The sequence below is a fragment of the Bacillus sp. HY001 genome, from assembly GCF_007558965.1.
Classification (GTDB): Bacteria; Bacillota; Bacilli; order Bacillales; family Bacillaceae_G; genus Bacillus_A; species Bacillus_A mobilis.
In genome coordinates, this window is record NZ_VLTE01000003.1 from 1 (window position 1) to 11855 (window position 11855).

Consider the following 11855-nt stretch of genomic DNA (forward strand, 5'->3'; position numbering starts at 1 on the left):
CCTGTCCCCGCAACCAAATGGTCCCGTGGTGTAGTGGTTAACATGCCTGCCTGTCACGCAGGAGATCGCCGGTTCGACCCCGGTCGGGACCGCCATTTATGTTGGCTCGGTAGCTCAGTCGGTAGAGCAGAGGACTGAAAATCCTCGTGTCGGCGGTTCGATTCCGTCCCGAGCCACCATTTTTTTATGCCGACTTAGCTCAATTGGTAGAGCAACTGACTTGTAATCAGTAGGTTGGGGGTTCAAGTCCTCTAGTCGGCATCCTTTAGGGGCATAGTTTAAAGGTAGAACTGAGGTCTCCAAAACCTCCAGTGTGGGTTCGATTCCTACTGCCCCTGTAAGTATATGGGCCTATAGCTCAGCTGGTTAGAGCGCACGCCTGATAAGCGTGAGGTCGATGGTTCGAGTCCATTTAGGCCCACCATATATTATTCCGCAGTAGCTCAGTGGTAGAGCTATCGGCTGTTAACCGATCGGTCGTAGGTTCGAGTCCTACCTGCGGAGCCATGGCCCGTTGGTCAAGTGGTTAAGACACCGCCCTTTCACGGCGGTAACACGGGTTCGAATCCCGTACGGGTCATAAAAAAAAGAGTCAGCAATATGCTGACTCTTTTTTATTTTGTAGAATCCTCCGTTATCAGCTGATTTTCCTGAAATAAATAAAGGGATTTAGGAAAAGCTATGGTATGTATAAAAAGGAGGAGACAAAAATGACACGAGTGAGAGACTTTATGAGTACTCATGTTGTACAGTGTACAACGTTAGACAATGTATATGAGGCTGCTGTAAAGATGAAAGAAGAATCGATTGGATTGATTCCAGTTGTTGAAAATGAGCAAGTTGTTGGGCTTGTTACGGACCGAGATTTAGTTGTTCGTGGGATTGCTGAGAAACATCCTGGATCTAATAAAATTACAAATGTAATGACAACAAACATTGTTTCAGTTTCTCCAGATGATTCTATTGAAAAAGCTACAGAGTTAATGGCACAGTATCAAATTAGACGATTACCAGTAGTTGAGAGTGGTCAACTTGTTGGGATGCTAGCACTAGGTGATTTAGCCATAAAAGAATCGGCAGATGATCAAGCTGGATTTGCTCTAAGTGAAATCTCGGAGCACACGGAGTGAAGAGAGACTTTTATTAGTGGGATAAGTTACGTATCAAAATCAGATGCATTATTCTAGTATATGGATTAAACTAATATGTTAGCATGATGTATCTGAGACATTATATAATAAGTATATAGTTAGTAATTTCGACAGTTTTTTTAAATTTGTCATTCCTAATTTTAAATAAGAGAAAAAATGATATACTGATAGATATAAGTATTATGAAAGATTTCGAATATAACAATATTTATTATTAATGATGTAATAATGGATTAATATTTCCTATGTAGACAAAAGGGAAGGGGAATTATATGAGGGCTGTACAGCGCGATCCAAATTGGAATTTGGTTACAGATACATATATAGAACCAAATAATTTCGCTGAATTATTTTCTTTGCTTGTACCTTGTCACCCAAAAGGTGAAGGGAAAGAACGAACTATATTAGTGTGGAAAGAAAAAGAATTTTATAAAGAAGAAAATTTAGCGGCATTTATCGTATATGGAATGAATAAAGCAAAGAATTTACCGCAGTTTCATAAAGATGAAATTCCAACTCTAGTACGTATTCTTCGCTTATGCCAAGAGATTGGTTGGTATGAAGAAGCAAATACTTTTATGGTAAATCAAGGACTAGCTGAGTTTGTTCACACTTCATTGGAATATGAAACGTGGGATCTTTTGACGCAAGCGGTCGCTTTAAACTATTTAATTATTAAATATCGTATTGGTGAATTGACTGATGGGGATGTAGAAATTTGGGATAGAGTTAAATTTAATGAGAAATGTATAACGGATTGTAAGCATCTATTATCCCATAAAGAAGTATTGGAATTTACATTCTTTTATATGTGTAAGAGAGCTAAATTACTATCAAAAGAGCAATTAAATAGTGATATGATGAGTCTAGCGATGTATTGTAATACTTTCGTGTATGACTTATATACACATGACTTATTACGAAAATATCGTAAGTGTACAGACTTCCTATCATATTATGGACCTAGTCAAGCGGTGTTAGCTTGTCAAAGAGCTGTACTTTCTCAAATTTCAGATCGATTAGACCCACTTAAGACTACTCATGTAGATGATTATTTATATGTAATGAAAGAAATGATGGAGCATATGACGATAGGAATAATGGATCGATATGATCATTTTATTGGGAAGTTATTATCATATGTGCCATTTTTCGAAATGATTCAAGTTCCACAACATGCATATTATTGTGAAGAATTACTGTATATTTGTAAGGGCATTGAATATAAAGAAGAAATATTACGCAATTATATATTTATACAATTACATGATTGTTTACCATCATTCTTTAAACTATTTCTTAAAAATAAGCGTTATGCAACGATTCATGACATTCTGTTCTATTGGTGCGATGATGAACAAAGAATGAGCTTAGAGAAGAAATATAATCTTAGCTTTATTTATGAAAAATATGCTTGTGGATAAAGAGCATTTTCTATATAAAAAATTTATATAAATTAAAAAGGATCTCAAGTTTATGTGAGATCCTTTTTTTATTAGTAAAGCAAGGAGAACGCAATTAAGACGAGAAATAACATTCCATAAAGGAGAAATTGTGCCGTATTGCTTCCTTGTATACCAAAAAAAGTATTTATTTTCGTGTATAAATTCGATATATATTTTATCGGATTATCTTTGAAAGATTGGTACACAGTGTCTCCTCTTTCTAAGCTTCTTGTTCGTGTTTTTTGTTTTTAGGAACATGAATGTACCTAGCTATGAATAATAAAATAGCCATAAAGAATACAGGAAATACGGTAGATAAATAAAAACCATTACTAATAATATTTGTTATTAGGGCACTTAATAGAAAGATGGCATTATATATATGGGCAATTTTTTGTTTAAATTGTACTTGAAAAGATTCCATCATAATTTCTAAAGCAACAAAAGCAATGATAATAGATAAAAATACAGTGTTTGTATTGTAAATGATTAAACAACAGATTAAACCTAGAAAGGCTAAGTATTCAATTAAGAGAGGTATATTGATATTGCGTGGCATACAATTTACCTAACTAAATATGGCAGTGGGTTTACTGCATTTGTTTTTTCGAAATTCCATTCTCCATTGTGTAATTCAAAATGAAGATGTTGCCCGTATGAATGACCTGTGTTTCCCATATGACCTACTAATTGTCCAGCTTGAACTTGATCACCAGCTTGTACAGTGCGATCGTTCATGTGAGCATAGACTGTTGTATATAATTTCCCGTTTATTTGATGGGCGATGAACACAACATTGCCATAGCTAGCTGAATAATATGATTTCACCACTTTACCTGCAGCTGCCGCTTGGATAGAGACAGTACCTTGAGCTGCGATATCTATACCATAATGCATTTGTTCCCAGCGCATATCAAAGGTTGAGCTAATTCTTCCTTGAGTAGGGAATTTGAAAACTGCTGGAATGGAAGTAGGTTGAGCCGTTTGAGCCTGTGATTGCGTTTGATTTTGCACTACATAATGTTTTGCCACGTATCCGTATCCTGTACCAAAGCGAATTTTATACCAAGTTCCTACAGTTTCGACTACTTGTACTTGTGTACCATTTTGTAATGAACCAAGTAGTGCACTACTTGTACTAGCGTTGCTACGTACATTAAGTTTAGGTGTTGCAACTGTGTATTTCGTATTATTTTGAACTGTGATGCCTTTTACTAAAGGATGTGAACCATTAGACACGAACGCTTTTTGTACGTAACCTGTTGTGCCATTATGTAAAATTTTATACCACTCGCCTTGTTCTTCTTGAATGGTAACGAATTTCCCATTTGGTAATACATCTAAAATTGAAGATTCTAAATTAGGTTCAGAACGAACGTTTAATGCATTGGCATTAACGATGTATTGATTATTAGATTGAAGTTTGTTTTTTAGTAGAATAGCATCTTTTTGTACGTAACCTACTTTATTATTAACAGATACTTTATACCAGCCATTAGTTGTTTCAAGTATGTTTACTTTCGTATTAAAGCGAATTGTATCAATTGAAGAGCTATTTGCGTTATCTTTTGTATGTAAGGATACTTGATCGACTTTGACATATCCAGTTTTCACATTAGACAATTGTTCAGCGTTGGCTGTTTGTACGTTTGTTTCTCCCATAGAAGGAAGTAAAGAGGCAATTGCGACAGTAGTTGCTGTTAAAGCAGTAGCTTTCATATTCATATAATAGAGACCTCCTCTAGTTGTATAGTTGTAATTTTATTATAGTATAAAGATATAATATAGTGGGTGTATTCACATAAATGTAATATGAAATCAATATAAAAATAAATTTTTTGAGGATAATGATTCCTTTTTATCCAATTAATTAGGATAATAATTTCTAAGATAGAATATAAGTATTATATAGTTTTATTATTTTGTTGACAATTGAGAAAATTAAAACAGTTGATGATGTCTTATTACGATGTTATACTGACAGTGTTAATTTCATAGTTTGCTAGGAGAGCTGGTGTTGCCAGCTGAGAGTAGGCCGTAAGCCTTTGATCCTTTTCATTACCTGATCTAGATTATGCTAGCGTAGGGAAGCAATTCGGACACTAATAATGAGTCCCCGTTTCTTTGCGTATAGAAACGGGGCTTTTTTGTTTGAAAATTTCATATTGAAACCACTAGGGGTGCTTGTTGTGCTGAGAGAGGAATAATCCTTAACCCTTATAACACCTGATCTAGGTAATACTAGCGAAGGGAAGTGGAGCAACGAATAAATTATAATTTTATTTGTTGTAACCACTTCTTATTTAGAAGTGGTTTTTTATTTACATACACATACCGGAAGGGGATAGGGAAATGAAATTTTGCGATAGATTATTAGAAACTGTACAACCAGTTTGGGAGATGAGTCATAATCATCCGTTTGTAGTAGGTATGGGGGATGGCACGTTAGAAAAAGATAAGTTTCAGTATTACATTATTCAAGATTATTTATATTTGTTAGATTATGCAAAGCTGTATGCGATTGGTGTTGTAAAGGCAACGAATCCACAAGTAATGGGGAAATTTGCTGAACAAATTGATGGCATATTAAATGGAGAAATGACAATCCATAAACAGTATGCAAAAAGACTTGGAATTTCTATAGAGGAGATAGAGTCAGCAAAACCATCTGCTAAAAATTTAGCTTATACAAATTACATGATGTCCGTATCTCAAAATGGCACACTTGCGGAATTAATAGCAGCACTTCTTCCATGTATGTGGAGCTATTGGGAAATTGGAAAGCGTTTAAATGATATACCTGGAGCAAGAGATCATGAGTTCTTTGGTGAGTGGATTCAAGGATATAGTTCTGAAGAATACGGTAACCTTTGTATTTGGTTAATAGATTTATTAAATGAAATGGCAGTTGGAAAGTCTGAAAAAGAGCTAGATCGATTAGAGGAGATTTTCCTATATTCCAGTCGATTTGAATATTTATTCTGGGATATGTCCTATCGTAAGGAGATGTGGGGATTTGAGGAGCAAGAACATACTACAGTTTCATAATGTTTCTTTTCATTATGATGAGAAACCAATCATCAATGAATTAAATGCTTCTATACAAGATAAAGAGTTTGTAAGTATTATCGGACCGAGTGGATGCGGGAAAAGTACTTTATTTCGCCTTATTACAGGTTTAGAAGAAGCGAGTACTGGACAGATAGAACTGACAGAAACAAAGAGCCATCCTGTAGGGTATATGCCCCAAAAAGACATGCTCCTGCCATGGAGAACGATTATTGAGAATGCTGCTCTGCCGCTAGAGTGCCAAGGTGTACAGAAGAAAGAAGCGCAAATAAAGGCAAAGGAACTGTTACATAAATTTGGCTTACAAGGGTATGAGACAAAATATCCGAAAGATTTATCTGGAGGTATGAGGCAACGCGTATCTTTCATTCGAACTTTATTAACAGGCGGGGAGATATTGTTGTTGGATGAACCGTTTAGCGCGTTGGATGCTTTAACGAAGGCATCTTTGCAAGAATGGCTGTTTGAACAATGGAAAGAGTGGGAAAAAACAATTTTATTTATCACTCATGATGTGGAAGAAGCGTTGTTTCTTTCTAATCGAATTTTAGTAGTAGAGCAGCAACCGATAACTACTTTAACCGAGAGGGTTGTACCACTTGATCGTAATCGAACAAGAAAAGATTTATATAAGCCGGAAGTGTTAGCGCTTAAAGATGAGCTTCTTAGTATGTTACAAAGGCAGGTACTCGTATGATGAACCGGTTGAAGGAGCTATTACCTGCTTTTACACTTTCTAGCATTTTACTTGCCTTCTGGGAAGTAGGAGCAAGAATCGTAGATGAAATGTACATTTTACCGTCACCGTCTGCAATTGTAATGAAGATATGGAAACTAAAAGATATATTATTCACGGTTCATTTGCCAGCAACATTGTACGTCGTTTTAATAGGGATAGCTATTTCTATCGTACTTGGGGTAGGGCTAGCGATGTTAATGAATGCGAGTAATTGGATGGAGAGAGCATTTTATCCATTATTAGTTGCTTCACAAACGATTCCGATTACAGCGCTTGCCCCACTTTTCGTTTTATGGTTTGGATATACGATCTGGAGTAAGGTTGTTGTTACGGTTTTAATTACGTTTTTCCCAATTGCGGTCAATACGTATGATGGACTACGCAGTACGAAAAAAGAATGGGAAGAGCTTTTAGTTACGTACGGGGCGACGAAAAAAGATGTTTTTCTTAAATTAAAATTGCCGTCTGCTCTTCCTTATTTCTTCTCAGCTTTAAAAATTGCAGTTCCGCTTAGTGTAATTGGGGCAGCAATTGGTGAATGGCTCGGTGCACAAGCTGGGCTTGGATATTTCAGTAAAAGAATGATGACGCAGTTAGACGGAGCAGGTGTATTTGCGCCCATTGTATTGTTATCATTATTAGCTATTTTCTTCGTCATACTTATTTCGGTATTAGAAAAGAAATTCATTAGTTGGAGGAAGCATTCATGAAATTTTTAAAACGCATCTTTGTGTTTACATTATTAGTTGCAATGATTGCTGGATGTTCTAGTAATTCAGCATCAGATAAGAGTAAAAAAGAAAAAGAAATAACGGTCATGCTTGATTGGTACCCAAATGCGGTACATAGCTTTATTTATGCGGCAATTGAAAAAGGATACTTTAAAGAAGAAGGAGTAAAGGTGAATATTAAATTCCCTTCTAATCCGACTGACCCATTAACTTTAGCAGCTGCAGGAAAAGTAACAGTGGGCTTATATTATCAGCCTGATGTTGTCATGGCAAAAGCAAATGAACAAATTCCAGTGAAATCAATTGGAGCTGTCGTACGTTCACCATTAAATCATGTTGTATCGCTGAAATCAGCAGGCATTCAATCGCCGAAAGATTTAGAGGGGAAAACAGTTGGATATTCTGGAACACCTTTAAGTGAGATGTATTTAAAAACGATGGTAAAAGAAGCTGGTGGTAATCCAGATACAGTGAAAGTAGTCGATGTGGGCTTTGATTTAGTACCGGCATTAATTACGAAAAAAGTGGATGCGGTAACGGGGGCATACATTAACCATGAAGTACCTGTTATGCGTCATGAAGGTCATGAACCAGCATACTTTAATCCAGCTGATTACGGTGTACCGAATTACCATGAGCTTGTATTTGTAACAGGTGATAAAACGTTGAAAAAAGATAAAGAAGCGTTGCAAGCATTCTTACGTGGTACGAAAAAAGGCTATGATTTCATGAAGAAAAATCCAGATGAAGCATTAAATATTTTATTAAATCATCAAGAAAAAGAAAACTTCCCACTTGTACCAGAAGTTGAAAAAGAAAGTATGAAAATTTTATTAGAGAAGATGGAAACGAAAGATGAGCCATTCTTATCGGATTCAAAAGAATCATGGGAGAAACAAAATAAATGGCTGAAGGATAAAGGTATGACGAAAGAAATCGTTCCGGCCGATGAGTTATTCGAAAACATTTTAAAGTAGGCGAATGAATATGAAAAATGAGCTTCATGTAATCTCAAATGGTCACATGTCATTCGAAGAGTTGGTGAGTGCAGCGATGCAAATTGAAAGTGAGATTGATTATTTGCATATTCGTGAGCGTGAGAAAAGTACGAAGGAATTGTATGAAGGTGTGGAAAGCCTTTTGAAAAAAGGCTTTCCGGCATCAAAAATAGTGATAAATGATCGAATTGATATTGCTATTTTATTAAACATTCCGCGTGTACAGCTAGGATATCGAAGTGCAAATGTAAGGTCAGTGAAAGAAAAGTTTTCTTATTTGCATGTCGGTTATTCTGTGCATTCTTTAGAAGAGGCGATCGATGCATTTAAGAATGGAGCGGATTCACTCGTCTATGGTCATGTATTTCCGACAGATTGTAAAAAAGGCGTGCCAGCGAGAGGGCTTGAAGAGGTTTCAGACATTGCAAAGTGTTTATCCATACCAATTACAGCAATTGGCGGAATTACCATAGAAAACACCAGGGATGTTCTTACTAACGGCGTCAGTGGTATTGCTGTTATGTCTGGAATTATAAGTAGTAGTAACCCGTATAGCAAAGCGAAATCTTATAAGGAATCAATAAGAAAGTGGGCGGAAAAACATGTGTAAGAAGTATGATGTAGCGATAATTGGCGGTGGTGTAATTGGTAGTTCAGTTGCACATTTTCTGGCAGAAAGAGGACATAAAGTGGCGATTATAGAGAAGCAAAGAATTGCATCTGAAGCCTCGAAAGCAGCCGCTGGTTTACTTGGGGTTCAGGCAGAATGGGATGCATATGACCCACTATTTGAACTTGCAAGAGAAAGCCGTGCTATATTTCCACAACTTGCAGAAGTTTTACGTGAAAAAACAGGCATCGATATTGGGTATGAAGAGAAAGGCATTTATCGTATTGCTCAAAATGAAGAGGAGAAGGAAAGAATTCTTCACATTATGAATTGGCAGCAGAAAACGGGTGAAGATTCTTATTTTCTAACGGGAGATCGTTTACGAGAGAAAGAACCATTTCTTTCTGAGTCAATTATAGGTGCTGTATATTATCCGAAAGATGGTCATGTTATTGCACCAGAGCTTACGAAAGCATTCGCACATTCTGCATCATTTTCGGGTGCTGATATATATGAACAGACAGAAGTTTTTGATATTTGTATTGAAAATAATAAAGTGACTGGGATTGTGACGAGCGAAGGTAGTATCACATGTGAAAAAGTTGTTATTGCGGGTGGTTCATGGAGTACGAAGTTACTGCGTCATTTTCACCACGAATGGGGTACATATCCAGTTAAAGGAGAAGTAGTAGCGGTAAGAAGTAGAAAGCAACTTTTAAAGGCTCCTATTTTCCAAGAAAGATTTTACATTGCACCAAAGCGCGGTGGACGTTACGTAATTGGAGCAACGATGAAGCCTCATACGTTTAATAAAACTGTGCAACCGGAAAGTATTACTTCTATATTAGAGCGCGCGTATACGATATTACCAGCTTTAAAAGAAGCAGAGTGGGAAAGCACATGGGCAGGGTTAAGACCACAATCGAATCACGAAGCTCCTTATATGGGAGAGCATGAAGAGATAAAAGGTTTATATGCTTGTACTGGGCATTATCGAAACGGTATTTTATTAAGTCCTGTTTCTGGTCAGTATATGGCGGATTTAATAGAAGGAAAGCAGGAGAATCACTTGCTAGATTCATTGCTTTCTAAAACATTTTAGAAAGGGGCTGGAAGTTTGAATTTGAAAATTAATGGTAATCAAATTGAAGTGCCAGAGAGTGTAAAAACAGTAGCAGAGCTACTTACACATTTAGAGTTAGAAAACAGAATTGTTGTAGTAGAGCGTAATAAAGATATTTTACAAAAAGATGATCATACAGATACATCTGTTTTTGATGGAGACCAAATTGAGATTGTAACTTTCGTAGGAGGCGGTTGATTATGTTAAACATTGGACCATTTTCATTTCATTCTAGACTTTTATTAGGAACAGGAAAATTCCCTGATTTTGATGTGCAGCAAAAGGCAATTGACGTATCTGAGGCGGAGGTTTTAACGTTCGCAGTACGTCGTATGGATATATTTGATGCAAAGCAGCCAAATTTATTAGAGAAACTGGATGTGAAAAAATATAAGTTGTTACCAAATACAGCTGGAGCAAAAAATGCTGAAGAAGCGGTTCGTATTGCAAAGTTAGCAAAAGCTTCGGGGCTTTGCGACATGATCAAAGTAGAAGTTATTGGTGATGATAGAACGTTATTACCTGATCCAGTAGAAACGTTAAAGGCATCTGAAATGTTACTAGAAGAAGGATTTATCGTTCTTCCGTATACATCTGATGATGTTGTATTAGCACGTAAATTACAAGAACTAGGTGTGCATGCAATTATGCCAGGAGCATCACCAATCGGTTCAGGGCTTGGTATTGTGAATCCGTTAAATTTAAGCTTCATTATTGAACAAGCGACAGTACCAGTTATCGTTGACGCTGGTATTGGTAGTCCAGCTGATGCGGCATTTGCGATGGAATTAGGAGCTGATGGTGTGTTATTAAATACGGCTGTGTCGGGAGCAAAAGATCCAATTAAGATGGCATACGCAATGAAATTAGGTATCGAGGCAGGGCGAATTGGCTTTGAAGCAGGTCGTATTGCACGTAAACGTTGTGCAACAGCAAGTAGTCCTTTAGAAGGAATGAGCGTAGTTGAATAATCGATATTCTCGCCAGGAATTATTCTCTCCAATTGGAGAAGAGGGGCAACGAAAGATAAGAGAAAAGCATGTACTCATTATCGGTGCAGGTGCATTAGGTAGTGCAAATGCAGAGATGTTTGTAAGAGCTGGTGTTGGCACAGTAACGATTGTTGACCGGGATTATGTCGATTGGAGTAATTTACAAAGGCAGCAATTGTATGCAGAGAGTGATGTAGAAAATAATCTTCCGAAGGCTGTAGCGGCAAAAAAACGTCTAGAAGAGATCAATCGTGAAGTAAGAATAGAAGCTCTCGTTCAAGATGTAACAGCTGAGGAATTAGAAGAACTCGTTACAAACGTTCATGTAATTATTGATGCGACTGATAATTTTGAAACACGTTTTATTGTAAATGATATAGCACAAAAACATTCTATTCCATGGATTTACGGAGCATGTGTAGGGAGTTATGGCCTTTCTTATACAATTCTTCCTAGTAAAACGCCATGTTTATCTTGTTTATTACAATCGATTCCACTTGGCGGAGCGACATGTGATACAGCGGGGATTATATCACCTGCTGTATCTCTCGTTGTTTCTCATCAAGTTACGGAAGCTCTTAAATTGTTAGTGGAAGATTACGAATCACTTCGAGATGGACTTGTGTCGTTTGATGTATGGAAGAATGAATATTCATGTATGAATGTGCAAAAGCTTCGTAAACAAAATTGTCCTTCGTGCGGAGAGAATGCATTATATCCGTATTTAAATAAAGAAAATACATCGAAAACAGCAGTGTTATGCGGGAGAAATACAGTTCAAATTAGACCACCTCATAAAGAGGAAATGGATTTTGAACGATACAAAGAATTGCTGAATGATCGTGTGAATGATTTAAATGTGAATCCATATTTATTATCATTTTCTGTGGAAGAAAAGAGATTAGTTGCTTTTAAAGATGGTCGTGTACTTGTACATGGAACGAAAGATATAAGCGAAGCAAAGACAATTTATCATCGCTATTTTGGGTAGAAAAGG

The 11855-nt window shown here is 36.7% G+C and carries 13 protein-coding genes, 7 tRNA genes and 2 riboswitches; of the genes, 18 read left to right on the plus strand and 2 right to left on the minus strand.

Features of this window, described 5'->3' with window-relative positions; translation table 11 throughout:
* Positions 1-19 precede the first annotated feature (19 nt).
* The 9 genes from FOT98_RS01210 to FOT98_RS01250 all read left to right on the plus strand — a co-directional run bounded on the left by FOT98_RS01210 (position 20) and on the right by FOT98_RS01250 (position 2575).
* A tRNA-Asp gene (locus FOT98_RS01210) sits at positions 20-95 on the plus strand.
* 8 nt (positions 96-103) lie between these two features.
* Positions 104-179 (plus strand) — tRNA-Phe (locus tag FOT98_RS01215).
* A 9-nt stretch (positions 180-188) separates the two neighbouring features.
* Positions 189-261: transfer RNA gene (locus tag FOT98_RS01220), tRNA-Thr, on the plus strand.
* 6 nt (positions 262-267) lie between these two features.
* Positions 268-338 (plus strand) — tRNA-Trp (locus tag FOT98_RS01225).
* Positions 339-347: 9 nt separating this feature from the next.
* A tRNA-Ile gene (locus FOT98_RS01230) sits at positions 348-424 on the plus strand.
* 8 nt (positions 425-432) lie between these two features.
* Positions 433-507, plus strand: a tRNA-Asn gene (locus tag FOT98_RS01235).
* A 1-nt stretch (position 508) separates the two neighbouring features.
* Positions 509-580, plus strand: a tRNA-Glu gene (locus FOT98_RS01240).
* A gap of 130 nt (positions 581-710) precedes the next feature.
* Positions 711-1130: a CBS domain-containing protein gene (locus tag FOT98_RS01245; protein ID WP_063263441.1), complete on the plus strand. Its 420-nt coding sequence runs from the start codon at positions 711-713 to the stop codon at positions 1128-1130.
* Positions 1131-1423: 293 nt separating this feature from the next.
* Complete coding sequence (locus FOT98_RS01250; RefSeq protein WP_063263442.1) at positions 1424-2575, plus strand: DUF3965 domain-containing protein; 1152 nt, start codon at positions 1424-1426, stop codon at positions 2573-2575.
* A 241-nt stretch (positions 2576-2816) separates the two neighbouring features.
* Here FOT98_RS01250 and FOT98_RS01255 read toward each other — a convergent pair whose 3' ends face one another.
* Complete coding sequence (locus FOT98_RS01255) at positions 2817-3155, minus strand: hypothetical protein (RefSeq protein WP_063263443.1); 339 nt, start codon at positions 3153-3155, stop codon at positions 2817-2819.
* A 5-nt stretch (positions 3156-3160) separates the two neighbouring features.
* Positions 3161-4321 (minus strand): SH3 domain-containing protein, encoded by a 1161-nt coding sequence (locus FOT98_RS01260; RefSeq protein ID WP_063263444.1) that lies wholly within the window; start codon positions 4319-4321, stop codon positions 3161-3163.
* Positions 4322-4590: 269 nt separating this feature from the next.
* A riboswitch (TPP riboswitch) is annotated at positions 4591-4702 on the plus strand.
* A gap of 60 nt (positions 4703-4762) precedes the next feature.
* Positions 4763-4866, plus strand: a riboswitch (TPP riboswitch).
* Positions 4867-4948: 82 nt separating this feature from the next.
* Between FOT98_RS01260 and tenA the strand changes: the two genes are divergently transcribed.
* Genes tenA through FOT98_RS01305 form a run of 9 tightly spaced genes read left to right on the plus strand, consistent with a single transcriptional unit; the run spans position 4949 to position 11849 of the window.
* The gene (gene tenA / locus FOT98_RS01265) at positions 4949-5644 is read left to right on the plus strand and encodes a thiaminase II (RefSeq protein WP_000666826.1); all 696 of its coding nucleotides are present in this window, start codon (positions 4949-4951) and stop codon (positions 5642-5644) included.
* Positions 5613-6362, plus strand: a complete 750-nt coding sequence (locus tag FOT98_RS01270; RefSeq protein WP_001256807.1) for an ABC transporter ATP-binding protein — start codon at positions 5613-5615, stop codon at positions 6360-6362. The genes tenA and FOT98_RS01270 overlap by 32 nt, the downstream gene beginning before the upstream one ends.
* Positions 6362-7114 (plus strand): ABC transporter permease, encoded by a 753-nt coding sequence (locus tag FOT98_RS01275; RefSeq protein WP_061679186.1) that lies wholly within the window; start codon positions 6362-6364, stop codon positions 7112-7114. The genes FOT98_RS01270 and FOT98_RS01275 overlap by 1 nt, the downstream gene beginning before the upstream one ends.
* Positions 7111-8112: an ABC transporter substrate-binding protein gene (locus FOT98_RS01280; protein WP_063263445.1), complete on the plus strand. Its 1002-nt coding sequence runs from the start codon at positions 7111-7113 to the stop codon at positions 8110-8112. Before FOT98_RS01275 ends, FOT98_RS01280 begins: the two co-directional genes overlap by 4 nt.
* A gap of 10 nt (positions 8113-8122) precedes the next feature.
* On the plus strand, positions 8123-8743 hold the full coding sequence (gene tenI / locus FOT98_RS01285; protein WP_063263446.1) for a thiazole tautomerase TenI: 621 nt from the start codon (positions 8123-8125) through the stop codon (positions 8741-8743).
* A complete protein-coding gene (gene thiO, locus FOT98_RS01290) occupies positions 8736-9845 on the plus strand; it encodes a glycine oxidase ThiO (RefSeq protein ID WP_063263447.1) in 1110 nt (369 codons plus the stop codon). The genes tenI and thiO overlap by 8 nt, the downstream gene beginning before the upstream one ends.
* Before the next feature lie 15 nt (positions 9846-9860).
* A complete protein-coding gene (gene thiS / locus FOT98_RS01295) occupies positions 9861-10064 on the plus strand; it encodes a sulfur carrier protein ThiS (protein ID WP_001049508.1) in 204 nt (67 codons plus the stop codon).
* Positions 10065-10066: 2 nt separating this feature from the next.
* Positions 10067-10837 carry a thiazole synthase gene (gene thiG, locus FOT98_RS01300; RefSeq protein WP_063263448.1) on the plus strand — a complete coding sequence of 257 codons (771 nt, stop codon included), beginning with the start codon at positions 10067-10069 and terminating at the stop codon, positions 10835-10837.
* Entirely contained in the window at positions 10830-11849 is a 1020-nt protein-coding gene (locus tag FOT98_RS01305; RefSeq protein ID WP_063263449.1) for a thiazole biosynthesis adenylyltransferase ThiF, read from the plus strand. Before thiG ends, FOT98_RS01305 begins: the two co-directional genes overlap by 8 nt.
* Positions 11850-11855: the final 6 nt, after the last annotated feature.

Bases quoted from the DNA above. Each gene is read 5' to 3' on its own strand.
- tenI (WP_063263446.1), top strand. From the start codon at position 8,123: ATGAAAAATGAGCTTCATGTAATCTCAAATGGTCACATGTCATTCGAA.
- FOT98_RS01245 (WP_063263441.1), top strand. From the start codon at position 711: ATGACACGAGTGAGAGACTTTATGAGTACTCATGTTGTACAGTGTACA.
- thiG (WP_063263448.1), top strand. From the start codon at position 10,067: ATGTTAAACATTGGACCATTTTCATTTCATTCTAGACTTTTATTAGGA.
- FOT98_RS01250 (WP_063263442.1), top strand. From the start codon at position 1,424: ATGAGGGCTGTACAGCGCGATCCAAATTGGAATTTGGTTACAGATACA.
- FOT98_RS01260 (WP_063263444.1), bottom strand. From the start codon at position 4,321: ATGAATATGAAAGCTACTGCTTTAACAGCAACTACTGTCGCAATTGCC.
- FOT98_RS01280 (WP_063263445.1), top strand. From the start codon at position 7,111: ATGAAATTTTTAAAACGCATCTTTGTGTTTACATTATTAGTTGCAATG.
- thiO (WP_063263447.1), top strand. From the start codon at position 8,736: ATGTGTAAGAAGTATGATGTAGCGATAATTGGCGGTGGTGTAATTGGT.
- FOT98_RS01275 (WP_061679186.1), top strand. From the start codon at position 6,362: ATGAACCGGTTGAAGGAGCTATTACCTGCTTTTACACTTTCTAGCATT.
- tenA (WP_000666826.1), top strand. From the start codon at position 4,949: ATGAAATTTTGCGATAGATTATTAGAAACTGTACAACCAGTTTGGGAG.
- FOT98_RS01255 (WP_063263443.1), bottom strand. From the start codon at position 3,155: ATGCCACGCAATATCAATATACCTCTCTTAATTGAATACTTAGCCTTT.